The sequence below is a fragment of the Sphingobium sp. DC-2 genome (genome assembly GCF_000722555.1).
GTDB lineage: Bacteria > Pseudomonadota > Alphaproteobacteria > Sphingomonadales > Sphingomonadaceae > Sphingobium > Sphingobium quisquiliarum.
Window position 1 is genome coordinate 1 of record NZ_JNAC01000048.1, and the last position, 26,783, is coordinate 26,783.

Sequence of the window (26,783 nt, forward strand, 5' to 3'; positions counted from 1 at the left end):
ATCTCAAATAAATCCCGCAGCAAGCCTATCAGGAGTTATGCAACAAAGCCCTTTCGGTTGCCAATGTCCGGTCAGCCTCCGGCGCGGCCAGCTACTTTGCTGCCGACAACTACTATGCGAGTGCGGACGCCGACCGATCGGGTCAATGGGTGGGATCAGGCGCCGCAGCGCTGGGCCTTTTCGGAGAAGTTGATGCTACGGTCTTCGACAAGCTACTCAATGGCGAGCTCCCCGACGGAACCAGGGTCGGCCACGAAAACCAGCACCGAGCCGGGACGGATCTCACTTTCTCGCTGCCCAAGAGCTGGTCGGTCCTCGCCCTCGTTGGAGGCGATAAGCGGATCGTCGAAGCCTATCGCGAAGCGGTGATCGAGACGCTGCAATGGGCTGAGAGGAACGCGGCCGAAACGCGCCTCGTCGAAAACGGGAAGGTGCGCACGGTACAGTCCGGCAACCTCACCGTTGCGTTGTTCCAGCACGATACCAACCGAAACCAGGAGCCCAACCTCCACTTCCACGCCGTGGTCGCCAACGCCACGAAAGGCGCCGATGGCAAATGGCGGACGCTCAAGAATGACCGGCTTTGGTCGCTCAACACGCTCCTTAACAGCATGACGATGGCGCGCTTCCGGCTTTCGGTTGAAAAGCTCGGCTATGCGGCGGGGCCCGTCGGCAAGCACGGCAATTTCGAGGCGGCGGGATTTACCCGTGAGCAGGTCATGGCCTTCTCCACGCGGCGCCAGGAAGTGCTCGACGCGCGGCGCGGCCCGGGGCTTGAAGCCGGTAAGATTGCTGCCCTCGACACCCGCAGCGCCAAGCAGGCCGTCGCCGATCGGGGCGCCCTTTTGTCGAGTTGGCAAGGCCAGGCCGAGGCCGCAGGCCTGAACCTGCCAGCCATGGTTGAACGGGCGCAGAGCCTCGCAAATCCGGCATCTCGCGCGATCACAACTGGCTCCAGCCTTATCGAGCGGGGTAAGGTTTGGCTTCGGGACTTTGCCGAGCGGATCAAGGGCAATCCTGCCGATCCGCTTATCCCGGCTCACGTCCTGAAGCGGGACCGCGAGACCATTGCCGCAGCCCAGGCAACAGCCTCTGCCGTGCGCCACCTCTCGCAGCGCGAAGCGGCCTTCCCACGTGAGGCCCTTTTCAAGGCAGCGCTGGATTTCGGGCTGCCCACAACGATCGCAGCCGTCGAAACGCGGGTCAATGCACTGGTCCGTTCGGGCGATCTCGTTCCAGGGTCAGGAGAGCACAAGGGCTGGCTGACCTCGCGCGATGCGCTCGCTAGCGAGCATCGCATTCTCGCCGCGGTCGAAGCCGGGAGGGACGCTGTCTCTCCCATTCTCGACAGCAAAGAAGCAGGCGCACGGGTCAAGGCGGTCGCTGCCATCAATCACGGTATCGACCTCAACGCAGGCCAGGAAGGGGCTGCACGCCTGATCCTGGCATCGACCCACCGGACAATCGCCATCCAGGGCGTCGCCGGCGCGGGCAAGAGCAGTGTTTTGAAGCCCGTGGCTCAGATCCTCGGCGAGGAAGGCAAGGAGATCATCGGGCTCGCAGTCCAGAACACCCTGATGCAGATGCTGGAGCGCGATACCGGCATCACCTCGATGACCTTGGCGCGGCTTCTCAAGAGTTGGGCGCCGTTGCTGGAAGATCCCGGAAATGCCGGCCTTCAGGCTGAGGCGAAGGAAGCGCTCGGCGACCGCGTGCTGGTCCTCGACGAAGCCTCGATGGTCTCGAACCACGACAAGGAGCGCCTGGTAACGCTGGCCAACCTTGCCGGCGTCCGGCGGCTTGTCCTTGTGGGCGACACGCGCCAGCTCGGCGCGGTCGATGCGGGCAAACCCTTCGATCTCGTTCAGAAGGCAGGCATCGCGCGCGCGGACATGACCACCAACCTGCGCGGCCGGGACCCGCAGCTGCGGCTCGCCCAGGCCGCTGCACAAACGGGCGATGTCCATACCGCCCTCGGCCATCTTAAAGGCTCGACGATCGAGACAAGGGGCGACAGCGCAGTGGTCGCTGCCGAGCAATGGCTCGCGCTGGCGCCGCAGGACCGCGATGGGACTGCGATCTATGCCTCTGGCCGGCTCTTGCGCACCGCGGTCAATGAAGCGGTGCAACGCGGGCTCAAGGCCAATGGAGAGCTTGGTACGGCCGCGCTGGAGCTGACTGTGCTGTCGCGAGTCAATGCTACCCGCGAGGAGCTGCGATACCTCTCGGCCTACCGCCCCGGCATGGTCCTTGAGGTTCGTAGCCCGGACAAGCAGCAGCGCCTCCCGCGGGGCGAATACAAGATCGAGAGCATCGACGACAGATCGCGCGAAGTCCGCCTTCGCGATGGCAAGGGCAGGATGCGCAGCCTTCGTCCGAGCCGCATCCGCCCCGGCGAGAAGGGCGATCGGCTCGCGCTGTTCGATGAGAAGCGCCTTTCAGTCCATGACGGCGACCGGATTCGCTGGACCGAGAACGATCATCGGCGAGGCCTGTTCAATGCGGACCAGGCTCGGATCGAGACTACTGACGGATCCAAGGTTACGCTGGTGACGTCATCCGGCCTGCGCCATGAACTCGAGCGCGGGGACCCGATGCTGAGACGGCTCGACCTCGCCTACGCGCTCAATGCCCATATGGCCCAGGGACTCACTTCGGATCGCGGGATTGCGGTGATGGATAGCCGCGAGCGCAACCTTGCCAACCAGCAGACCTTCCTCGTGACCGTGACACGCCTGCGCGATCACCTGACCCTTGTGGTCGACAGTGCCGATAAGCTTGGAAAGGCCGTGGCCCACAACACCGGCGAAAAGACCTCGGCCCTGGAAGTGACCGAGCGGCTCCGCGAGGCAGCCGCGAACGGCCTGGCCGCTGGCGCCTCGAACAAGGACGATCATTCGAAGAAGCCGCCCGAACTGACCAAGGAGCGGACCAAACCCTTCGAAATCGGCATTTGATCTTTTCGATGGTGAGCCTGGACGGCGAAGCGTTCTCCAGGCAACCTGGCGCTCGTCGACTTGGGCTATGGGCGGGACTGTGAAGGGCGTTTTCGAGATCAGCGGAAACTCGCGCTACGATGACGCGATCACCGAGCGGTATCATTTCCCGAGCAATTACCTCTCGATCGCACGAGAGCTGACCAGCGACTGGATCGTCTATCGCGAGACCCGCGTCGCTGGCGGCCGCATGGCCTATATTGCCGCCGCCTTTGTCGAGCGGATCGATGCTGATCCCAGCGACCCCAGCCACTTCTACGCGCGCGTGCGCGACTATCTCGAGTTCGATCAGCCCGTACCTTACCGCGACGGCAGCGGCCGCTTTGCCGAGCGGTTCCTGCGCGAGATGGTGAGGCCAGGCGATGCCGGGCGAAGCTTACGCGGCAAGTCGGTCCGCGTGCTCGAGAACGAAGATTTCGTGGCGATCGTCAATGCAGGGCTTGCCGAGACCCTCGATCCCGACAACCGGATCCGGCTAGAACTCGACGCGCCGCGCATCGACCCGGAAACCAATCTGCTGCTCGAGGATCATTTCGCGGAGCGACGCGTCGAGCAGATGCTGGTGAACCGCAAGATCAGGGACGCGAACTTCCGCAATCATGTTCTCGACGCTTACGAGAACACCTGCGCAGTCACGGGTCTCAGGATCGTGAATGGAGGCGGCAAGGCCGAAGCCCAGGCCGCGCACATCTGGTCCGTTGCTGATGGTGGGCCGGACATCGTTCAGAACGGGGTGGCGCTGTCAGCGACGGCCCATTGGCTGTTCGATCGCCACCTTATCACCTTCGATGACAATCTCTGCCTGCTGGTATCGCACAACAAGGTGCCGTCAGAGCTCTTGCAACTCTTCCCGCCGGCAGGGCAGCAAATCCGACTGCCGCGTGACCGCGGCTTGCATCCGCGGCCCGACTTTGTTGCGCGGCATCGTGAACGATTTGCAGGGGCCTGACGCCCGGCAGATCAGACCGAGCGCCCGAACCAGATCACCCGGCCGACGACATGGATCGTCGAGCGGTCAACGTCAGTCCAGGTCGGATACGCCGAATTGTCGCTCGAGATCGTGATCTGCCGCCCACCCGGCTGGATGGTCACCCGCTTCACCACGAGTGCATCGTCGGCGCGCAGCACATAGATGCCATCGCGCAGGCGCGAGCCCTGATCGGACGCGTCGACGAGGACTTCGTCCCCGTCCCGCAATGTCGGTTCCATCGACTCCCCATGGACATGGATGATCGACAGGCTCGCGCTCTTGGCCCGGGTCAGCTTGCCCAGCCATCGCTCGTCAAAGCCGAACCGCGTATGCGCCGTCTCGCTTTCCGCGATCGCGCCAAAGCCGGCCGAAGCATCGACATTGAGGATCGGCACTTCAACCAAGCCATCGCGCGCAGGAAGCGCCGGGCCGCCGAGCACCTGCTCGTCGACCCCAAAGAAGCGGGCAAGAATGCGCCGGTCTTCGTCGTCTAGCTTGCGCGGTGAGCCGCGCTTGATGAACTGCTGAATATAGGCGGGGTTACGATTGAGCAGCCGCGAAATCGCGGAATAGCCCACGTTTCTCTGCCGGATCAGGCGATCCAGCTCTTCTCTGACATTCTCCATCGGCGGCGCCTTTCAAGGGGCGGTCCAGGTTGGCGTGTAGGAATTCATCCTAGACTCGATGGAGTCTTCCTAATAAGAACATAACAAGAACACAAGCTAAATCTGATTCGAGGTAAGCCATGAAGCTGCTGGATCGCATCGAGCGTCATCTCAAGGAGACCCACATGTCCGCCACCCGCTTCGGGCGACGGGCAGTAGGAGATCCGCGCTTTGTGCTGGACTTGCGATTGGGACGGCGGCCACGGCGGCGGACGCTGGAAAGGGTCGAGGCGTACCTCGCCTCTATGTCGCCGGGACGACAATCGGAGCGGTAACTCGCAAGCCTCTCAAGAATGTGCCTGGCGAAGCCTTTCGGCAGCACGACAATGATTATGTGCTGCCTACCTCCAACGAATGATGCACGTGAATGAGCAACGGGCGGTGCGCCGACTTCACTTCACATATTGATAAACAGAGTTTGGCGATGCCAAGCAAGTTTCTGTCTGTGCTTTTCCGTTAGCTGCAGTGGTGCCAGCCAGTGCAGGGCTGCGCGGCCTGTCTCGCTCAGTGCAGGCGAGAATTGCGGACTTCCCTCATCATCGAAGGTGACGAGGCCGCGATCGAAGGCGGCGTCCCACAGAGCCGACAGCAGCAAGCCGTTGTGCACGTCGAGGCGTTCGGCGTTGCTTGTGCAATCTTTCCACGGAACGATGTGCGATGCCCGCAGCAGTGCCTTGTCCGTGATACCGGTCAGCGGGCAGCGAGACTGCCAATAGTCGATCAAGCGATCGCGGAAGATGTTTTGACCGATACGCTGGACGACGAGCCGCTCAGCCTCGGTGGTCGTTGGCAGATCCTTGATCTTGGCCTCGAACTCCTGAAGCGGTGCGTCGGGCAGGCTGGCCGCCAGCTGATAGACGCGCGGCAGCACGCCATAAAGCTGGCCGAGCGTGTCGAAGGCATAGCGAGCGATGCCGGGGCCGGGCAGCTGAGTAGCCTGCAAATCCAGCTCCTCGATGACGCCGGCGTGATCAAGCGCCATGAACCATGGTCCTTGCGAGCCAGCCGCGGCAAGGTAGATCGTTCCGGGTGCAGTGGTTGAACCGAACGCGGCCCACCCGTCCGCCTCCCCCAGCTTGCGTCGGAAGCCGTTCTGCCAAGTGGCCTTTTCGCACTCTTCGCGGACGATGAAGGATTGGGGGGATTGAATCATGCCATCTTTCACAAATCGTTCAGCTGCCAGGCACCAGCCTCAGTCTGGCAGATGACATTGCCTTCGGCCAAGTATTCGAGGGCCGATGAAAAGGCGGGAGAAAGAGAGCTGTTTCCCTTTTCAGCGGATTTGATCGTAGCCCGAGGCTTGCCCAGCATAACGCGATAGGCTGCCAAGCGCAGGGCGTCAGCATCCAGCGGTACTTTCGTTCGTTTCAGGGCGACGACGATACTTTCCATCAGCGGATTGACCGTCAGGCTGTGCGGGCTTTGCAACAGGGCAACCCGGCGGGGAATGTGCGATGCGTAGTAGGCCAGCTGCCCCAGCTTGCCCATCTCGTGCCCGGCGATCCCCTGCAGGTGATGGAACTTCAGCGGCGATGCGATCGCTTCCAGTGCCGTTGTGACGCCGAGCAGGCTGTAAAGCTCGACGCCGTGCTTGCCGAGCACTTCTTGAAGGGCCCGCGACACGTCCTCAACCAGCCGATCGCCATCGTAATAGCGTTCCATTCCCTACATTCCCATCGCGCTAAATTCGCCGTTCGTTTCCATCCGGTCCCAAGCTGCGAGTACGAGGCGGCGGGTGCGGTATTCGCCGTGTTGGCGGATTTCCTTATCCTTCAGCACGCGGAAGGTTTCTGAAGGGTAGTCGGGACCCTTCACGTCGGCGGGGTCGAGGATATAACGCAGCTCGTCGCGTGTCAGGCCGTAGGCACGGGCGTAGAAGGCGTCGAGATCGGCGCGCAGGTGCGCGCGGCGGTCCTCGTCCCAGGCGAAGGGCGGGCTATCATGGCCCAGATCGCGGGCGAAGGGGGCGAGGCTGTGCGAGGTGTAGGTAAGTTCCAGAACCTTCGGGGTGATGAAGGCGAGACGTTCGTTCGAGTAGTATGCCGGAGCCAGCACCGGGAATTGAGCAATAGTGTTCTTCCGAATATGCGTCCCACCGACCTTGGATTGTGCAGCATAGTCCAAGGCTAAACTGTTCAAGTTGGCCAAAAGACATGCGATCAGTTTAATATCTTTAATTGTTGGCAGCAGAAGAGAAAGCGTATCATCGGTAGCTGAGAGCGGGATTACTGTGGAGATTACCGTCCTTTCGTTAGTTGCATTGGTGATGTCGCGCCATCCTAGGAGCCAATCTCGTCTCCAACCCTTCTCGGCAAGCCTAGTTTCGACCTCCAATCTAGGCACGAACCTATCCGCATCGATAAACTCGTGCCCCCCCATTCGGACATCTTCTGGGGCGCCATATCGATGATCGAACTGGAAAACAGACCCTCCTCGGCGGACTGGAAGAAAGCTAGGATCATCTTTCTTTCCGCCAAACTCTTCGAACATTTGTGCATCAAGTTGGTTTGAAGATGTAAAGAAGTTCTGAATAACGATTGGTTCGTATGGCGATCTTTCGACGCCCCCTTCAATCTTAATGAGTATTTCGCTGTTCTTATACATTTTTGTAATAAGATCAGCGTCTTGGCGCGATCGGAAGATTGGCAGGGTTCTTGTGTTTGGGTTGCTTGCGGCGATCTCGTCGCGCGAAAGAGAGTAATAACGCTCTTTGTCAGACAGTTCCTCGATGCGCAGAATATACGAAGTGAAATTAGGCCTATCACACCCTTCGCACAGCGTTAGCAACGTGAATGGGGTGTCCGGATGAACGGCTGGGAATATGCGTAGTTGATTATCGAACATAAGCGCAGAGAAGATGCGTTTTTCGCGCACAACAAAATCAAAGAAATGGCGGCGGAAGAAATCTGTCGCTATGCCGGCAGGAACAATGATTCCTGCTCGACCTTCGCTCTTCAATAGCCGCAGGCTAAGCTCCGAGAAGAGTGCGTATGTGTTAATCTTCCCTTGTGCGGAAAGTTCGAAACGGCCAGACGTCCGCGCGAATTCGTTTTGCGCATCTGCGGTACGTTTAGCCTCCTGATAGAGGGCGAACTCACGCGGCGCGTCAGTCTCAAGGTCGGCAATCGCACGCTTCCGCGCCGCGCTTTTCATGGCCGCAATGTCGGGCCGTCTGGTCGAAAAATACTCTTCATCAGATACCTGCGTCACCTCCCACGGCGGATTGCCAAGCACCACATCGAACCCGCCGCGCTGCATCACATCGGGGAATTCCAACGGCCAATGAAGGGCACGAGCCCTGCGAGCAACCTGCGGCGCATTCGCCATTGCCTCCCGAATCTTGCCCTGGTTGAGAGCCAGCCAGAGCTCTTCAGTGGTCGGCACGGTGCGGGCAGACGGGCCAGCAGGCGCGCCACCGCGCTTCGGAAGGAGAAAGGCCGCAATGTAGAGATCCGCTGCGGTCGTGGCGCGGGCAAATGTCTGCCCCCCGCGCAGCTGCTCGAAGCGTTTCGCCTTCGCGTCGATCTGCTCGACTGTGTCTTCCGGTAGATCTCGAAAGCCTGAGAAGTCCAATGCCAATGGCTTCATTTCCGGCATGGCGACCTGGCCGGTGCCAAAGTCGAACCCGCCCTGACCCTTCGTCGCGTCCCTGTTGGCCTGGAGATAGTATTTGGCCGTATCCTTGTCGTCGCCGGTCAGCGGCTTGTACGCGGCATCGGGAATGCCGTCCTGCAGGACCTTGAGGTCGAACACCCCCAACAGCGCATCACCGCAACGGATCTGCGCATCGAAGAACCCGAGCGGGAGGCCTGGATCAACTGTCTCGATCCAGAGCGCGACCTTGGTCAGTTCCACTGCCATGGGGTTGCGATCGACCCCGTGCAGACACGACCGCGCAACATCACGCAGGGCATGGCGAAAATCAGCCAGTGACGGCGTGCCATCAGCCCGGATGCGTGCCACGCGCGTGGCGATGCGGCGCGCGGCAGCCAGCAGGAAATGGCCCGAACCACAGGCTGGATCAATGACCGACAGCTTGAGAAGCGCCTTTACCGGATCGTCCGCCTCAGCCTCGCATTGATCGAGAACGGGATCGAGCGCAGTGTCGAGCAGCGCCTGAACGAGACTATCGGGAGTGTAATAGGAGCCGCTGGTCTTGCGCTGGTTGCCCTTCTGCTCGGCCGCTTCCGAGGCAAAGTTCAGCGTCTTCCCATCATCACCGAGTTGCGGCTGGAGCTCGAGCAGGGATTCGTAAACGGAGCCCAGTTCCTCGGTTTCCATGGCGCGCCAATTGACTGACACCATACCGGCTTTGTCCGACAGCCAGGACAGGCGATAGAGCGCTTCCATGAAAGCCTTGTTGTGCAGACGCGCGGATTCAAGGTGGGGCAGTCTATCCTCGGCAAACAGTCCGCCAAGCGCTGGCAGCGCGAGCCGCTCCTCGCCATGCGCCAGTGCCTTGAACAGGATCTTGACGCCTTCGAAGCGATCGAAGTGCTTGTCCCATGTCGCGGCGCGAAAGCACTGGGCCCGCAGGACCGCGAGACTGTAGCCTTCGGCGTAGAGCTTGCGGGCCTCGGCCTTGGCCTTCTCCGGGTGGAGTAAGTTCCGATCTTCGGCGACCATGAGGAAGATCAGGCGATAGACCAGCCGCAGCAGTTCATTGAACCATTCGGTGAGGTTGAACTCACCCGACTTGAGCTTGCCGGCGAGTTCCGGGTTGGCTTCCAGAAAGCCTGAGCCGAGACATTTCAGGGCAAGTTCAACCTGATCTGCCAGGCGCTCGCGGGCAGCTTCGCCCTCGCGTGATCCGGCATCGCGCCAGTGTTCCAGCGCGCAATCCGTGGCGGGAGCCCCGGTCTGCCCGAACCGGCTTCGGTGGATCATCAGCCACAGGATCGAGAATGAGGCGGCATCCTCGTTCGCAAAAATCTGGGCGAGATCAGCCTCGATATAGGCAGGACGGGTCAGGGACGCGTTGTCCCGCATCAGGCGGATCAGAACGCCGTTGGTGACCAGACCCCACAGGGCGTCGTCGTTGTCGTTGAGAAAGTCCTGGAGCGCGAAAGCGGCTGAGCGCGAGCGATCCGTTGAAAGGGTCGCGCTGCGACGATCGAGCTTTTCGTCGGCTGGCGGAACGACGACGATTGGTACGCGTCCGCCGGCGAGGAAAGATACCGCGCCCTCCGCTGGCAGAAGGTCATTGAACCCGAACGTTTCTTTCAGAAACTCGCGGACAAAGCGTCGGGTTGCCTCAACCGAAGGGTTTTCCAGTTTCGCGAATGCATCGAAGTGAGACTGGCCCACGCGAAAGGCGGTCGACATCTCCTCACGGATCGTCAGACCCTTGCGGATGCCGTAACCCGCCCGGGTATCTGCATCGTCTTTCGGCTCGGCAATTTGCGCGACCATGGCCGGCGCGATCAGATTGCCTTCCAGGGAAAGTGACGGCCAGGCCGACATGTCGGTGATGGTTTTGCGGGCCATGGCTTACATCTCGCTCGGCATCAGGACGAAAAGGCCAATCACGTCTGGCGGGGTGACGGCCTCCACAGTGACGCGGGACGCGGAGCCCGCCGCTGCACGGAGGCGGGCGTGGTCTTCGCTCAACTCTTCGACGCGTGATTGCACGAAACCAGCCAAGGGGCCGTCCAGCAAAGACGGCAGCTCCTCTCTGGCCCTGGTAACAAAGCGATCGCGAGCCGGCATTGCCAGATCTGCAGTTGCAGGGGTGTTGAGCAATTCCCGTGCTGTTTCCCCGGTGGCGACAATCCTGTTGCCCTCAATCGCAACGAGAGCGGCTTCCTCCGCCAACAGTAAACGCTCCTTTCGGGCATGAATCGTCAACTTGTAGCGAATCCGCAGAAGGGCAATCCGGGTCATCTGCCCAACGGCTGTCGTCGGCCATGCGCCAACCCTACCGATTCCGAGGCCCGACAGTGTTTCCGGATCGAGCGATGCCTCGACAAGGGCTTCGGCGAGTGTCGAGGTCAGGGGATGGGTCCGGGTCAACAGCGCAGTCCCAGTCGGCGCGGGCTCGGCAATCGCAAGGCGAACGGATCCAGTGAGGTTCCGCTCGGACAGCCTTTCCTTCAATGAACCGTCGAGCGCATGGACATGAGCCAGAAGTACGGATTTGCGGGGCTCGACTGGCGCACCGAAGCGGGACATCGTCCGGTCGACGAACGTCCTAACATCCGCAGGGGAGCCCAGTAGCGTCTGTGCCTTCTCCCACTCGGGGGCAACTTCCTGCGGCTTCATGGCGTTCTGGGCGAAACGGGCGCGGGATTTCTTCTCGTTCTCGGATGCATCGCGCCAGCGAGCCTCCATGGCCTTGGTCCCATCGTCCAGCCTGAGGTCGAGTGCCAACTGGCGCGTTTCGCCGCGTCGCAGCATCATCGATGCCATGAGAGCATCGGTTACCGGGCCGCGCTCTTCGGGGAGAGGCACGGTCACGCCAGTTGCTTTCCGGATTTCTTCGGCTTTGCGCAAAATGACGTCGAGAACTGCCCCATCGATCGCGCTATCGGGCGAAAACATCATGATGGAACGCACCAGTTCCGCAGGCTGGCCAAAACGATCCACGCGGCCTTCGCGCTGCTGATGTCGCGTCGGGTTCCATGAGAGATCGTAATGGATGACCGTATCAAAGAGCTGCTGGAGGTTGATGCCCTCTGACAGGCAGTCCGTAGCGACCAGGATGCGTTGGATATCCTTCTCGTCTTCGGCCGGTGCCATGTCCGCCACGCGACCGCGACGTTCGTCAGGGGTAAGCACACCCGTGACCGCTTCGACCTTCAACTTGGGAAAGGCCTTGCGCAATCCGGCACGCACATGTTCCGCAGTGGCAAGATAGCGACAGAATACGACCGGGTTTGCCCCTTTCTTGATGAGCGGTGTCAGAACATCGATCAATGCCGACAGTTTCGGGTCGGGCTTTGCGACGAGCTCCTCGGCATGCCGGACCAGCGCGAGAAGCGCAGGGTCAGCATCGAAATTCGAGCTCGGCTCGATGTCCACGGCATCTTCATCGTCGCCATCCTCGTCGTAGATCTGAGGCTCGAGGCGCTCGCTCTCGTTTGATGCGCGGTTCCTGAGGGCGCTGAGTGCGGCGGCTGGCGACGAGCCAACGCACCGCATCAAGGCCAGTGTACCCCAGAAGGCGAGACGACGTTCGCGTTGACCGGTCCCGGCCTTTGAGACGACACCGAAGCAGTAGTCGAGGACGGCCTCCTGAAAGGCGAGGTGATCCTTCGAAAGGCGATAAGGCAGGCCGCCTTCCAGTTCGTCTTTGCGCGGAAAAGCGCGGTCTTCACCCCATTCACCAGATGTGATGTCGATCCTGCGACGTTGCACGAGATGTCGGGCGAGGCGTTCGCGAAACCTTGCGTCCTCAAAGCCCATTGAGGCAAACGAGGGGTCGATGAGGGAGAGCAGACGTGCGAAAGCCTCTTCATCACCCGAATGTGGCGTCGCCGTCAGCATGACAATACGTCGTTCGGGATCGCGGGCCAGGCCGGACAGCAATTCGAAACGCTGCTGTTTGCCCTTGTGAGTCCCCACGCACGTATGGGCTTCATCAACGATGACAAAGTCGGGACAGGCGCGTGCAAACCCCTCCCGGCGCTTGTCAGCCTTGATGTAGTCGAGACTGACAACCGTATAGGGATATGCGTCGAAGAGCGTCTGAGCGAGCGGAAGCCCCCGTTCCAGCCGCACAGCGGTCCCAGAGGTGACGGCTACGGCTTCGATGCCGAACCGGTTGTTGAGTTCCAGCACCCATTGTTCGACCAGATGGGGCGGGCACAGCACTGAAAAGGCATCGACCTCCCCGCGGTCCATGAGTTCGCGCAAGATCAGCCCCGCCTCAATCGTCTTACCGATACCGACATCGTCAGCGATCAGCAGGCGGACTACCGGGAGGCGCAGCGCCATAAGCAGCGGCACAAGCTGATATGTTCTGGGCTCGAAGGCCAACTGCGCGGCCGATCGGAATGGGCCAGCCCCTCGCCGAAGTGTCAGGCGGAGCGCGTCAGCCAGAAGTGCTGCCTTCGACTGGACGGTTGGAGAAGCGTCGGCCGGCAAATCGAAGCGTGCGGCCGCGACCGGGAGCATCTCGAGTTCGGGGTCGAGTATGACCATGTCATTCTCGCTTCCCGAAAGCGGGCGCAGAGCCAAAATCCCTTCGCGCGGTGCGGGCAATGCGACCCACTCGCGCCCGCGGGCGCGCACCAGATCTCCAGGGGCAAAATTGACGGTCATCTGCTTACCCCTTGAACATCATGATCATTGCTTCGGGCACGGAATTGGCTTCCGGCAACTCGAATACTGTCCAGCCCTTGGCTTCGGCAGTTTCACGTGCCGGCGCCTTCAGGGGCGCCGTGCAGGCCGCAATAAAATGGCTCCGCCAAGCGAAATCCATCGCCTGGTCCGCAAAATTGACGGATGAATCGTCTGGAGCAGGCAAGCCAGCATCCTTGAATGCATGCTCCCATCCAGATGCATTTTCCGAACGTGGCTCCGGGCCGGAAAGCACGACCTCACCCCGCGCAAGATCGATCAGCATCTGCTTTGCTTCATCACTCGTTCGGTCGATCAATTCGTGATCGGGCTGGTTGAAATAGGAAAGCAGGCAGCGGTAGCAGCCCCGGACACAGGCCTCGCCATCAAGGTCGGTCAGAAGCTTCGCGTCCCCGGCCGTGATGGCCTCATCAACCTTTTTGAAATGCATGAGAGCGAGTGCTTCCCTCGCTACCTTGCCCAAGGCCTTGGGATCATCAACCAAACGGCTCAATACACCGGCACCGCCCTCGGTGGCCTCATAGGCCAAAATGGAGCGGCGATTGTCGCGAGCAGGCAGAGGCTCTCCAAGAATTTCGCCTTCTTCCAACTGGAAGACAACCTCAATGCCACGGAGAAGCGCGTGCTGGACGGTCGCGGTCGTCTCGGGGGCATAGGCCTCTGGCTCGCGAAAGCGGATCAGCAGTGCGTTCTTTCGATCCCGCACGATCGGCACGATGCGAACCGGCTTGGCGACGTCCGGTGGGACATCAACATCCGGATCTTCATCTTCGGATTTGGCCCAATATCCGCTGCGGGGGTCAATATTGAACCCAAGAACGGATTGGTTCTTGCGGCGCTTCAGCCCCTTGTTGATGCGGCTGATCTCCGCGCTGTTCGCATATTGCAGCGCCAGGATCGACGTTTCACCGCAACGGAAATCCGCTTCGGTGATCTGCAGTCGTCCATCACGCTTGGGCCACGAGAATACCGTCTGGATGTCGAAGCCCTGACGAACACGCTCCTCATCGTTGGCGGTAATGCGATCGGCAGGGGCTGCTTCGACATTATCGATCCGCAGGGTGCGCTGTACCGGGACTTCGCCCGCCATCGGTGCGTCGCAGGCGTGGCAACGCTCCACTTCACCTTCATGGCATGCGCCGCAATTGGAGCAGATGAAGATGTCCTTGGTGGCAAGCTCCGACCCGTCTCCAGTCCGGACTTCAGGCGGCAGCTTGGCCTTCATCACCCGGTAGGCGCGGCCCTCGTGATAGATCAGGCTGCGTGGACCAAACTCTGAGATGGCCAGGAACCTGGCACGTTGCAGGAAGGAGCCCGTTTTTCCCTCGCCAGGCACGAAGGCATAAAGTGGGAGCCTTGGGAAGTTGTATCCGGGCAGAAAGCCCTCGGTGGCGAGGTAGCGATACGAATAGAAATCAGAGCCGTTCGAAGCCTTGCCCTGTTCGAGGATCGCAATCTGATCGCTCGCCTGCATCTGCGCGGCCTTGATCTTGCGGCGATCGGCCCCAGAAAGACCCGTAATCTCGGATCGGGCATTCGCCTCCATCAGCTGGGTCCGGGCAGAGTTGTAAAGTTCCCGCCAGCGATCAAAGGCGCGATCAAATTCCTGCGGTGCGCTCATGGCGACTTCGAGCACGAAGTCATCCGCCTCGCCCATCCAGACTGGCTTTCGTCCATCCACGGACGAGAGGATCTGGTCGAGCACCATCTTCATGGGATCGCGAGCGGTGGCTACCAGCTTGGGCTGATTGACGGCGTCGAGGATCTCCTGTTTCAGCGGGTATTTCGCCTGACTGAGATCGAGGATCTCCGGGATGTCCGGCGAAAGGGCGAGCTTTGCCTCGGCTACCCAGACCGCATGGAGATGCGAGCGCACCAGCTCCTCGTTGGTGATATCGAGCGCAGGCGGCCGTACGACGCCCGCAACCATGTCGTTACGTCGCTCGAAGAAATACTGGTCGTGAGGTGACTGGGCTGCGCAGTAGGTCACGATCACAGCGGCCTGGCCGGATCGACCAGCGCGGCCGGCACGCTGCGCATAGTTGGCCGGCGTGGGCGGCACGTTGCGCAGATAGACTGCGTTCAGTGCCGAAATGTCGACACCGAGTTCCATTGTCGGCGAGCAGAAGAGAGCAGGCAGGAACTGGTCGGATTCCCCGGCCGCTTTGATCTCGACAAGGTTGTCCTTCAACTTGGCGCGGTCATCATCCTCGAAACGGAAGCGCCATTCTCGCCACTCCCGCTGCTTCTGAGAGACCTGGGCGGTATGCTCACGACCTTCGAGACCCCAATACGTGCTCTTGCCGCGCTTGAGGTCCGCAGCGATGGAGCTGTAGAGGTCGTGGAAATAGCGGTTCCCCTCCGCCGTGCCGTTGCGGATTGCGGAGCCTGGCACCAGGCGGACGGCGGACGGTGACAGACGCCAGCCGAGCAGGTCAGTTTCAATCTCGACGAGGGATACCAGGCCTTCGCGAGCGAGGAGCTCCATCAGGCCTGTCATCACGGCGAGATAATCGGTCTTGTTGAGCTTCGTGCCGAGCATGCTCTTGCGATTGATCAGGCGGCCAACGCGGGAGTTGTGGCCTGCGCGAATGATGGTTTGCTCTTCACGCAGCCCGACGCGGTCCTTCCCCGGAGCTTGAAGAAATAGAGTCGTGCGGCTTCGCGGCGTTTCCTTCTGGTCCATTGCCCAGGGAGCCCTGAGGAGATTTCGGGATTTTTGAGCGACGGCGTCAAGCACGGTCAGTTCGAGCGCCTCAGTGCTGACTGCCAGGCCCTCAAGCATGGCGCCAAGGAGTTCCTTGAGAAGCTTCTTGCGCGCCTCCACATCAAGGCCGCCAAGCTCGGGAAGCACGGCCATGAGGCTCTCCGTGTCTTCCGCGATATCATCCAGCCCGATGAACTCGACGTCGATCAGCTTGAGCACCGAGAGACTCGGATTGGTATAACGCCATCCGCGCCTGAGGTCTGTCCAGACGCGATGGGCAAGCACCTTGGCAAGTGATCGTTGTGCGTCTTCCCGCACCACTGCGCCTGCTTCGGGGTCGAGCATCCAGTGGATCCGGGCATCTTTGTTGGCCGCGGTGAACCCAAGAGCTTTCACAACGCGCAGACCGAACTCATCTTCGGTCATGCCGTCATCGCCGGCATCGAGAACTGCTCGCAGGATTGCGCCGCGCAGCAGGCTTACGAACAGGAAGTCATTGAAGTGACCTGCCTGAAGCGCTGCATCCTGCCGGTTGTCCGTAAATCCGAGCAGCTTCCGCTTCTCTGCTGGGACGCCACTATTGTCCCCGTTCATCCATTCAAGGGCGGTGGCGACAAGCTGGGTGGTCGCCGAGCTTCGGCCTTCACCGGAAAGCCCTGCCAGCTTGCTGCGCTCACGCATGCTCGGGTGCGGCTGGTCAAGACAACATGGGCAGAAACCGAACTTGCCGGGAATGAACCAGAAATGTCCGCCGGCCGGGTCGTATCTCCCGTCCTCGCTCACCGTGAGCATTTGCGGAAGCCTGGCTTTTCGGTTCGAGCGGATTCGCTCAATCCCGCCGCGTTCCTCCCGCCAGTCTTCCGGGTACGTCTCGACCTCGCCCGTGAACGCGTAATCCGGATCATCATCACCAGTCGGCGTCAGGTAGCCCGCGACATCGCCGTCCGGATCCTCCATCGGCGTATCGTCAATATTGCGCGGCAGATAGCGGACCCCGTGGGCATCCTCAGTCTTCGTGACGACATGGACCTCCTGGCCGCATTGCCGGCAGAATCGCGTTGGATACAGGCGGTGGCCCGGAGCCTCAGGGTCCTCAAGCTGTCCTTCGAACAAGACCCGCCTCGGACGTTCGGCCAGCGTGGTGAAAATCTCTCCAGCACCTGAAATGAAACGGTGCAGCTTGAACGCCAAAAATGCGCCTATCCCGGTGCCCCCGCGATCCTTTTCCGGAAGACTTACCCGGGTCAGGAATTGCTCAAAACTGCGCCTGCAGGTTTCGACGTCCAGGCCGCTATCGGTCGAAAGCAATTCCACCGCCTCGTTGAAGGGGATCGGCTTCTTGCGCTTCAGCTCCTGCCCATCCTCAAGGCCGATCGCCAGTTCGGCCCACACCGCCAGCGGATGCTGCTTCAGATCCTCATCGGTCAGCGTCTCTGGAAGGGGGTTTTTCAGGACTTGAGCCAGCTTGGGCCGCACATCTTCGAGCTTCAAGAGATCATCGGTTGCTCTCTGAAGGGACTCGTCGATCACAGCATCTGGTCCAATCGATGCGCCGAAAAGCCGGGATGCGACATCTGCGACAGACTTTGCACGACCGGCCTCAGACCCTTCGCTCGCCATCGTGGCGGAGGTGCCGATACAGATAGGAGCCTTGTCCGGTGCGCAGCGGTTTCGCAGACGCCGGACGAGGATTGCCACATCTGCGCCCTGACGGCCGCGATAGGTATGCAGTTCATCGAGCACGATGAACTCGAGCCCCTTGGCATTATCAATGACTTGGGAATCAAGCTTATCCTGACGCGTAAGAAGCAACTCAGCCATCATGAAGTTGGTGAGCAGAATGTCCGGTGGATTGTCGGCAATCGCCTGGCGGTCTGTCGGACTTTCCTGTCCGGTGTAGCGCCGCACGATCGGCTTCACATCTTCGGGTAGCCTAGATTGGGAAATGAACTTCTCGATTTCCTTGATCTGGCTGTTTGCGAGGGCATTCATCGGATAAACGATGATGGCCCGTGTCTTGCGAGGCCCGCCTGCCTTCCTGGCACGCACAATGGCGTCGACCACGGGCACAAAGAAGCAGAGCGACTTCCCCGAGCCGGTACCTGTCGTCACCACATAGCTTTGACCAGCGCGTGCCTTGGCAATCGCCTGCGCTTGATGTCGGTGAAACTTCAGAGGAGTTTCGCCAAATCTGAAAATCTTTCCGGTCGCATCGTCGAGGTCCCCAGATGCCAACAAGTCATCTACAGTCGGACCCGAAAGGAATCGCGGGTTCAATGACAGAAGGGCATCTGGCCAAAACCGCCCGGCATCGTATTGCCGTTCGATCTCATCCCGAAGATCCCCAGCGCGTATTGTGCTGAAGGATCTTGAGAATCTTGCGTAGGAATCGATCAGTTGGTGGTCGAACTCAAAGGCTTTCATTGGGATTCCTCACCACGCTGATTTGTTTGCTAAATAGCTCTTCGCGGCTTGTGAGCATGATCTGCTGATCTCGGGGGCAATGCCTCACCGGAACGGTCAACCTGAGATCAGACGAACAGCGGGTGCTGATTTCTAGCAGTGAATCCGGCCAGGATACTTCACCTTCGTACGTTTGCGAGACATGGTCAGGAATATCCCGCACTTCGAAGCAAGCAAACGACCAGAAAGACATCTGGTTGGCACTGGTGGCCCTGTCACCCAAATCTAAGATGTTCATGTAGCCCCGCTTGCTTACTGTATCTCAAAAATCTCAGAGATCTCAACGGTATCAATTCTCTCGGATCGCATTTTCATTGATTTCACGGAAGGGCTGCGAAATCCGATCTTCGATATGGATGCACCATTTCTATCAAACTCGGCGGGGCAAGTACCTCAACGCTGTCGCCCCATGCATAGAGATGCCAGCTCATTTCGAGATGCCCAGAAGCCTTGAAGCGCACCAGCATTGATCCGTCATCCAGGTGCTCGATCTCCTGGCTGGGGTGGAACTGGAACCTTGCCGCCCGATCGGCCGCTTCGGGCGAAAATTTCCAGATCACTTCCCCGTACTCGGCCTCATGGTGATATGATCCGAAGGCACGGGTTGCGTATTCCCCAAGATCGAACTCGACTGGATAGATGAAGATCCTGGTCTGCACCTGGGCCTCCAAGATGTCTTCGACCCGGTAGTGGCGGTAGCGTCCATCACGCTTGGCCGTATCGATACCGACGAGATAGCGACGAGAACCCAGGAGAAGCCCAAGCGGCTCGATTGTTCGCCAACTCGGCTTCGCGTCTCCTCTGCCCTTGTAGCGAATTCTCAATTCGAACGGCCCCTTCAGCGCCTCCGAAATGGCGAGGTCCACGGCTTCATTCATTGACGGGCGCGGGCCAGGTCTTGCAGCAAAGCCCATGGCTTCAAGCAGGGCTTCCTCGTCGGTCGCCAGGCGAAGTGTGCGGTCGCTGGGAATGAGTGCGCGGACCTTGCGCTCAAGGCTTTGCAGCTGAATGGCCTCGCCATTCATATCGACCCGCTCGAGTTCGGTGATTGCTGACTTGAGGCTGACTAGCTCTTCCGCCGAGGGTGTCAGGAGTGGCGCGACCGCCCGAGACGGCAGGCGCCAATAGTGGCGCCCGTCGTCACCCACATAATGCTCTGTGGCCGGAAACGCCTCTTCCAGAGCCGCGATCATTCGCTGTGCCGTCCTTCGGACACCGCCGAATTCTCCCTCAACATCATTGAGACAAACCCCCTGCCGTGACGTGGCCATCATTGCGAGACGCAAGAGATTCACCGCCTTGGCAAATGACATAGAGGCCCCCCGTGACAGTTTCTGTCGCCCCCGTGGTTTAGACAGAAATTGTCAACGAGGGAAAGGACGATCCGATGTTTACGCACCATGCCGAAGCCCGCATGCAGCAGCGCGGGATTTCTCAGCAAGCCGTCGATGCCTTGATGGCTTATGGCGAATACCGCCGTCACCGCGGCGCGGAGGTTTGCTATCTCACGCGGCAGAGCCGGTCCCGGATGCTCAAGGACATGGGCAAATCGGCGTTCCTGAAGCTGGAAAAGGCGCTCGACACCTATGTCGTGGTGAGTGACGAGGGCGCCATCATTACTGCCGGACATCGCCATCATCGACTTAAATTCTGACGGTTTACTCGCCGGTCAGACTTGACCGTCAAGCTATGCTTCGAACAGTTTGTTGCTCGGAATTTGGGGGAAGACTTTGCAACCTGGTACTCGCGTTCGGCTCAAAGGTGACCCGTCGTCCATCGGCGTGATCACGGCGAAGCCTCCATTGGAGCGCGCCGGGCGTACCTTCATCGAGATCGAACTGCCTGCAGGCCGGCGAACGGTGCCGCTGATCGAACTCGAGGAAGTTCCTGAAACTGCCGACGCATTGACCGATTTCACGACCGGAAAGCTCTCCGGACCCGACGACCTGCGGCGGACGCTGACGCACATGCGCATGACCGGCAAGCTCGCTGATATCATCTATAGCATCGGCGCGACCAACACCGAGTTCCATGCCTACCAGTTCAAGCCCGTCCTGAAACTTCTCAATTCGCCGTCGCGGGGCGTGCTGATCGCCGACGAGGTGGGCCTTGGTAAGACCATCGAGGCAGGCCTTATCTGGACCGAGCTCGTGGCACGGTTCGATAGCCGCAGGCTGCTTATCGTCTGCCCCAAGCCGCTTACGGAAAAGTGGCGCGAGGAGCTCCGCTCAAAATTCAATGTCGACGCCCGCATCTGCGACGCGGCTGACCTGTTGGACCGGATCAAGGACGACCAGGTCCGGCGCGAAGGATTCGCTGCGATCGCCTCAATCTCGGCAATCCGGCCACCGAAGAACTGGAACAATCCCGATGAACCCGCCAAGGGTCCGCGTGCAGAGCTCGCACGCTACATCGCCGATGCTGAGGAAGAGCTGTTCGACCTCGCCGTGTTCGATGAGGCACATCACCTCCGCAACACCGAAACGCTCAATCACAAGCTCGGGCAATTGGTGAGCGAGGCGTCCGACTACTCGGCTTTCCTGTCGGCTACACCGATCAATCTGCGGGCGAATGACCTTCGCGCGATCCTCAAGCTGATCGATCCGGAAACCTTCGAGCGCGAGTGGCTTTTCGACGTCTTGCAGGCTGAGAACGCTCCGATGATCGCGGCCTGGGAAGCGGCGCGCGATCCGCGGACCTCGATGGGTGATCTCATCAAATTGGTGGATGAGCTGCCGGAAGGCCAGGTGCTCAAGACCGGGGGGCGCCTCAAGCGCCTGCGCCATGAACTCGCGCAGGGAATGGAGGACACGCCGGCCAATCGGGTGGCAGTGGCAGCCCGCATCGAGGAAATGTCGTTGCTGGGTTCGCTCATCAACCGCACGCGCCGGCGTGATGTCGCCGAGTTTCGCGTGGAGCGCCGTCCCCAGGCTCCGCGCTGGGAAATGTCGGATACCGAGCGAGACTTCTACGATGCCGCTACGCAACGGATCGAGGAATACGCTTACACCCACGACATCAACGAGCGGTTCCTGCTCGCCCAAACCCAGCGTTTTCTCGCTTCGAGCTTGCCTTCAGCCTATCGTCATTGGGGCGAGCGTAGCGGGTCACTCGAACTCGATGAGGAAGAGGATGACCGCTCGCCGGCGAAAGTTCCTGGCCCCCTGATCCAGGCGCTCGGCGAGATTTGCGACGATCCCGCCATCCTCACGGGGCTTGAAGCTTCCGATACCAAATTCGCGCGCTTGGTCGAATGGCTCGGCCGTGTCCGTGAGGCGGACGGTGATCAACGCATCATCGTCTTCTCCAGCTTCCGTCGCACGATCTCTTACCTCGCTCGTCGCCTGCCAGCCGCAGGCTTTGGCGTCATGGAACTGCACGGTGGGATCAAGGACGATCGCCAGGCGACGATTGCGCGCTTTGCCGATTCACCCGGCGGGACCATCCTGCTGACTTCCGAGGTCGGCGGTGAAGGCCTCGACCTTCAGTTCTGCCGCATCCTTTTCAACTGGGATCTCCCGTGGAACCCGATGAAGGTCGAACAGCGCATCGGCCGTATCGATCGTATCGGTCAGCGTTCGCCATCGATCGAGATCATCAATCTGATCGCCGCCGATACGATCGAGGAGCAGGTGTACAATCGGCTTTACGAGCGCTTGGGCATCATTCGTGAAGCCCTTGGTGACTTCGAGCCGATCCTGGGCGACATCATCCGGGACATCGAACTGGTTCTCACCGATCCGGAGCTCAGCCCCGACCGGCGGGCTGCAGAGCTCGATCGCGCCACCCAGGCTGCCGAACAGCGCAAGCGGGAGAGCGACGAGCTTGAACGCGAAGCGCCGGGTCTCGTAGCCCATGGCGACAGCATCCTTCAGAAGATCAAGGATGCTCAAGCTCCCTACAAGCGCCTGACCGGCGATGATCTACGGGACTACGTGTCCGCTGTCTTGACGCACAGCTATCCCGGCACACGGATCGAACCGATCGCGAACCTCGACATCGACGCCTACGAAATCCGCTTGTCACCGAGAGGCCAAGCCGACTTTGAACGCTACCGTTCGCAGCACATCCGCCGCTATCCCACACGCTTCAGCCGTGACGCTGCGAGCGGGGTAAAAGTCATATTCGGGAGCAATCCCGACCCCTTGCGCTATCGTGCGCTCGAAGCGGTGCCAATGACCCACCCGTTGGCGAGGTTTTGTGCCCGGATCCTTGATGATCGCCAGGCAGGGATGGCTCCGCGTCCAGCCACTGCGTTTCAGATTCCCAAGCCTGCCGGACTGAAGCTCAAAGCGGGCACCTATGCTGTGGCTGTCCAACGCTGGTCGATTGACGGTCTCCTGCCGATTGATCGATTGAGCTTTCTGGGCGTGAGCCTTTCGACGCAGAGCATTGTCCCGGAAGACGATGCAGAACGCCTGCTCATGGAAGCGCTCGCGGCAGCGCCCCGCTTGCATAGCCTCGACCCGGCAGAGCGCGATTCAGCCGCCGCCGTGATCTCGGACAGGCTTCTGCCGTCGCTGGAGGCCATGTGGGACGACTTTCAGCAGGCGACCGCCGCCGATCACTATGACCGTGTCGAGACGCAGCGCGCACTGATTGTCGAACACAAGGAGCGCAGGCGCCGCGAAGCCGAAAGTAGGATCAGGGATCTGCGGCTGACCGGCGGCGATGGACGCATGCGCATCGCTCTTCTCGAGCAAGGCAAGCTCAACAAGTTTCTCGCCCGCATGGACGTCAAGCTGGACGAGATCGCCGAGCGAGAAAGGCGATTGACGTTCGAAGAGCCCATCCTCGCAGGCATTGCGCTCATTATCGTTGGGGGGCGGTGAGCATGGGAAAGAAAGGTCAGTCATTCGGCTCATTTGCCGACGCGGCCGAGGCTTTGAAGAAACTCAAAGTCACCCCTGGCGCTGCCCAACAGCGGCATCGGGCTCCCCCTGCAAAGCCCGATCTCTCGCATTCAAACGGGTTTGCGGATGTCGAAGCGGCTATGATGAAGAAAGCCGAAGAGCAGGCCGCGAGTGCGCCATCAAAGGCCAAGCGCCAGGAGTTTGAAGTTCAGCCGACCGGCCGCGGACGATCCAAGGTCGTTCCGGTTGAGACGCCTGCGCCTCTCCCGCATCAAATCAAGGCTGGTTTGCTACCCAAGCGGCCTCTCGAAGAACGTAAGAAACCCGAACCTTCCCCGCCGATCGTAAAGCAAAACCCGCCCGCCGCTTCGCCCCCGCCAAAGGTTGAAGCCGCCAAGGGCAAGAAGGCAGGTAACGGGAAGGCCCGATTGCCACTCCTTCCCAATCTCGTCGTCGCCAAGCCAAAACCGGTGAGGCAGCCAGTCGCAAGCACGCCCGCTGTTCCAGCTGCCCCTCCACCCCCGCCGCCGCTAACGACCAAGCAACTCCTTGAGCGAATTCGAGTGCTCTTTGGCGAGGCACCGCCTCCGATCGAAGCACGGCCGCAGCGCGCTCTCCCCTGGGTTCGGACCGGGGTCGAAGAGTGCATCGCGCTCGGCTCCGAGATCATTCGGGCAAGGCCGGAACCTGACCACTCTGGGTACATCATAGGCTGCGACTTCGGGACGAGTTCAATCAAGCTCGCCGTTCGCCAGCCTTACCGGGCGGGCAATCCGACCGCCGCACGACCTGCGCCCAATTTGTTGCAATCGAACCGGCATCCTTATTTGTGGCAGAGCGTGATCTGGTTCTCGCCCGACACCGAGGAATTCTCCCTGCTACCCGGCAAGGGCAAGGTTGCGCTCGAAGGCTTCAAGGCAGGCATTCTGGCCGGTGGCGGCGGCAAGCGCATTCTTCCGGACTTGGCGGTTACCCGAAATGAAGCCGCCGCAGCTTTCCTTGCGCTCCAGCTTGCTCATTGCCTTGGCTGGTACGGGAAGACTCTGCCGCTGGGGGGCGACGCGGCCAGGAATTTCCTGGCTATCAACATCGGCATTCCTGTCGCAGCCCATGACGAAACCAAAACCTATCGGGATTTCAGGCACATTGTGAGCGCCGCGCGAGCCTTGATGCCGCACGCGACCTGCCTCACCCACAGCAAGGTTCGAGAGGGCTACCAGGCCTCGACGCACGATCTGCCGGCGGGCTTTGACCTCGTGCCCGAGCTCACCGCAGCCATCTCAGGCTACGCCAATGAGCCGTTTGCTAGGGACGGCGCCCATATCCTCATCGACGTTGGGGCATCGACACTCGACGTTGTGGCATTCAACCTCGTCAATCGCGAGCGCGTCGCGGCCTTTGCTGCCGAGGTGAACCTGCTCGGCGCCGCAGCTCTTAAAGCCGCGCGAGGCGACGGCTTCCCGGATGATCTGTTTCGGCGGGCTTGCATCCAGCAATACGATCAGGTGTTCAATTATGCGCGGCATCCCCGCGTTGCTCCGCGCAATTTCGATGCCACCCTGCGCCGTAATCCTGTGCAGCTCATGGCGATCGGTGGCGGCTGCAAGACTGCGGTGCACAAGGAATTTATTGCTCGGGTGCACCCCACGCTCGGCGATCTGAAGCTCATGCACCCGAGCCCTCCGTCACAGATGACAAGCATCAAGTGCGATGCCTCCCGCCTGCTCCTGGCCTATGGCCTTACCTCGGATATTCCTGAGCAGCTCGAACTGCGCCGTCCGTCGGAGATACCGCTGATCAATGACCAGCAGAGCGCCCCGATCTCGTTCATCTCGAAGGATGACGTGTAATCCAAGGTGACAGATTTTGTCATCCCACGGTGCTAGAGAGCAGACGGTGCATTGGGGAATGAGGGGGCATGACGTAGTTCAATGAGTTCTGGCAGCCGAAAGTTCGGCCTTTCCAAATCGAAGATTACCTCCTTCGAGCAGTGCCCGAAGCGATTGTGGCTGCAGACGCATCGGCCCGACCTTGCAGAGCTCGATGACGGTGCTGAGGCGCGCTTCGCTGCTGGTCATGAAGTTGGGGACGCGGCCTGCGCACTATGTTCCGGCGGCATTATGATCGAGGCAGAACCGGATCTTGCCGCTGCGATTCAGCGCACGCACGAGCTCACGTCCGCATCAGCCCAAGACCCGCTGTTCGAGGCTACCTTTGCCCACGATGGTGTGCTCGTGCGCGTGGATATTATGGAGCCCGACGGCCTTGGGGGCTGGCACGTTGCCGAAGTGAAAAGCTCGACGAGCCGCAAGGACTATCACGTCGCCGATCTGGCAACCCAGCTCTGGGTGCTGCGTGAGGCTGGGGTCCAGGTCAGTTCAGCCGCCATCCGGCACCTCAACAACCAGTTTTTCCTGACCGAGGAAGGCAACTACCAAGGCGCATTCGTGGATACGCCGTCGCTGGAGGATGCCAAGCCACTGGCCATAAAGCGCCCCAAGCTGGTTGCGGAAATTCGGTCGGTCCTTGGCGGGAACGAGCCGGCTCGCGATCCCGGCGATCATTGCCATGATCCGTTTCCTTGCGAATTTGTGGCCTATTGCTCGCGCGATCTGGAAACGGCGCGGTATCCGGTCTCCTCGCTACCCCGAACGGGCCGACAACTCGCCGCCAAGTGGGCCGAGCACGGCATTGTCGAACTCGAGGATGTCCCGCCTGGCAGTTTCACCAATGCCATTCACGCTCGCATTCATGAAGCGACCCTGTCGGGCGTCCCCTACCACTACGTGGATGGAGCGCGGCGGATCATCGGAGATTGGGCATATCCCCGAGCCTATCTCGATTTCGAGACGATCGCCTTTGCCTTGCCTCGCTGGCTCGGAACCAAGCCCTGGGAACAAGTCCCCTTTCAGTTTTCAGCGCACCTCGAAGATAGCGAAGGGCAGATCACCCATCGTGAGTTTTTGAGCCTGGATGGCAAAGATCCTCGCCGCGCCTGCGCCGAGGCATTGGTGGCCCAGATCCCGCAGGACGGGACCGTCATCGCGTACAATGCAGCCTTCGAGCGGACTTGCATCCTCCGGCTGGCGGAGCGGTTTTCGGATCTGGCCGACGATCTCAAGGCGATTGCAGCGCGCATCGTCGATCTGCTGCCGGTGACCCGAGAGCACTGGTACCACCGTGACCAGGGCGGCAGCTGGTCCATCAAGGCCGTTCTGCCGACCATCAGCAATAGCGGCGACTACGCCACGCTGGCTGTCGCGGATGGCTCTGCAGCGCAGCTTGCCTATCTCGAAGCAATTGCGCCGGTCACGACCGAGGCCCGGATGGCTGAAATAGCGCAATCGCTCAGAACTTACTGTGCAAAAGACACATTCGCCATGGTCGAAGTGGTTCGCCACCTCACGTATACAAAATAGACTGCAACCGCTGCTCCGATCCGTTCAAAGAATTTTGAGAAAGCCCTGATGCAAGAAGCCGAATTTCGAAAGTGGATGGTGGATCAAGGTCATTCCTTGTCTACGCAGAACACGCAGGTACAGGACGCGAAGCGTCTTGAGGCGCATTACGGCGATCTCGACGAAGCCTACGACGCAGATGGCCTCGAAGGCATCAAGGCGGAACTTGCCTATTCGAAGGCCGATGAGCGTGCAGGCCGGGAGAACCCGGCTCGTTTTCCAATTGACGGCAATCTCTATGCGAACCTCTCGCACTACCGCTCGACGCTGAATTACTACATCCAGTTCCGCTCGGGGACTGCGGGTGACGGGTTCGACAGGGCTTTGTTGCGAAATTGCGCCTGGGGGATTCCTCAGGTGAATCGAGTGC

The 26,783-nt window shown here is 60.4% G+C and carries 15 protein-coding genes; 7 read left to right on the top strand and 8 right to left on the bottom strand.

The window, feature by feature from the left end:
- Positions 1–11: 11 nt before the first annotated feature.
- Together mobF and ET21_RS0109925 are read left to right on the top strand one after the other, a co-directional pair.
- Complete coding sequence (gene mobF, locus ET21_RS0109915) at positions 12–2,957, top strand: MobF family relaxase (RefSeq protein ID WP_051768103.1); 2,946 nt, start codon at positions 12–14, stop codon at positions 2,955–2,957.
- A 79-nt stretch (positions 2,958–3,036) separates the two neighbouring features.
- On the top strand, positions 3,037–3,945 hold the full coding sequence (locus ET21_RS0109925) for an HNH endonuclease (protein WP_030539559.1): 909 nt from the start codon (positions 3,037–3,039) through the stop codon (positions 3,943–3,945).
- Between the two features lie 11 nt (positions 3,946–3,956).
- Here ET21_RS0109925 and ET21_RS0109930 read toward each other — a convergent pair whose 3' ends face one another.
- The 8 genes from ET21_RS0109930 to ET21_RS0109960 form a co-directional block, all read right to left on the bottom strand.
- Positions 3,957–4,592: a S24 family peptidase gene (locus ET21_RS0109930; protein ID WP_030539560.1), complete on the bottom strand. Its 636-nt coding sequence runs from the start codon at positions 4,590–4,592 to the stop codon at positions 3,957–3,959.
- A gap of 436 nt (positions 4,593–5,028) precedes the next feature.
- Positions 5,029–5,784 carry an HNH endonuclease gene (locus ET21_RS0109935; protein ID WP_030539561.1) on the bottom strand — a complete coding sequence of 252 codons (756 nt, stop codon included), beginning with the start codon at positions 5,782–5,784 and terminating at the stop codon, positions 5,029–5,031.
- Between the two features lie 8 nt (positions 5,785–5,792).
- Positions 5,793–6,293 carry a hypothetical protein gene (locus ET21_RS0109940; protein ID WP_030539562.1) on the bottom strand — a complete coding sequence of 167 codons (501 nt, stop codon included), beginning with the start codon at positions 6,291–6,293 and terminating at the stop codon, positions 5,793–5,795.
- Between the two features lie 3 nt (positions 6,294–6,296).
- Positions 6,297–10,118 (bottom strand): N-6 DNA methylase, encoded by a 3,822-nt coding sequence (locus ET21_RS0109945; RefSeq protein WP_030539563.1) that lies wholly within the window; start codon positions 10,116–10,118, stop codon positions 6,297–6,299.
- Between the two features lie 3 nt (positions 10,119–10,121).
- A complete protein-coding gene (locus tag ET21_RS0109950; protein ID WP_030539564.1) occupies positions 10,122–12,893 on the bottom strand; it encodes a DEAD/DEAH box helicase in 2,772 nt (923 codons plus the stop codon).
- Positions 12,894–12,897: 4 nt separating this feature from the next.
- Positions 12,898–18,063 (bottom strand): DEAD/DEAH box helicase, encoded by a 5,166-nt coding sequence (locus ET21_RS0109955; protein ID WP_030539565.1) that lies wholly within the window; start codon positions 18,061–18,063, stop codon positions 12,898–12,900.
- Entirely contained in the window at positions 18,050–18,340 is a 291-nt protein-coding gene (locus tag ET21_RS27655) for a hypothetical protein (protein ID WP_156029085.1), read from the bottom strand. The genes ET21_RS0109955 and ET21_RS27655 overlap by 14 nt, the downstream gene beginning before the upstream one ends.
- A gap of 82 nt (positions 18,341–18,422) precedes the next feature.
- Positions 18,423–19,415: a YafY family protein gene (locus ET21_RS0109960; protein WP_030539566.1), complete on the bottom strand. Its 993-nt coding sequence runs from the start codon at positions 19,413–19,415 to the stop codon at positions 18,423–18,425.
- A gap of 74 nt (positions 19,416–19,489) precedes the next feature.
- On the opposite strand from ET21_RS0109960, the gene ET21_RS0109965 reads away from it, so the two are divergent.
- From ET21_RS0109965 to ET21_RS0109985, 5 genes are all read left to right on the top strand, one after another.
- On the top strand, positions 19,490–19,756 hold the full coding sequence (locus ET21_RS0109965) for a DUF4258 domain-containing protein (RefSeq protein WP_030539567.1): 267 nt from the start codon (positions 19,490–19,492) through the stop codon (positions 19,754–19,756).
- A gap of 76 nt (positions 19,757–19,832) precedes the next feature.
- On the top strand, positions 19,833–22,934 hold the full coding sequence (locus tag ET21_RS0109970) for a helicase-related protein (protein WP_030539568.1): 3,102 nt from the start codon (positions 19,833–19,835) through the stop codon (positions 22,932–22,934).
- Between the two features lie 2 nt (positions 22,935–22,936).
- Complete coding sequence (locus ET21_RS27660) at positions 22,937–24,805, top strand: hypothetical protein (protein ID WP_156029088.1); 1,869 nt, start codon at positions 22,937–22,939, stop codon at positions 24,803–24,805.
- Positions 24,806–24,886: 81 nt separating this feature from the next.
- Positions 24,887–26,374 carry a DUF2779 domain-containing protein gene (locus ET21_RS0109980; RefSeq protein ID WP_030539570.1) on the top strand — a complete coding sequence of 496 codons (1,488 nt, stop codon included), beginning with the start codon at positions 24,887–24,889 and terminating at the stop codon, positions 26,372–26,374.
- Positions 26,375–26,422: 48 nt separating this feature from the next.
- Positions 26,423–26,783 (top strand): hypothetical protein (locus tag ET21_RS0109985; RefSeq protein ID WP_030539571.1); only part of this gene is annotated, 361 nt, incomplete at its 3' end.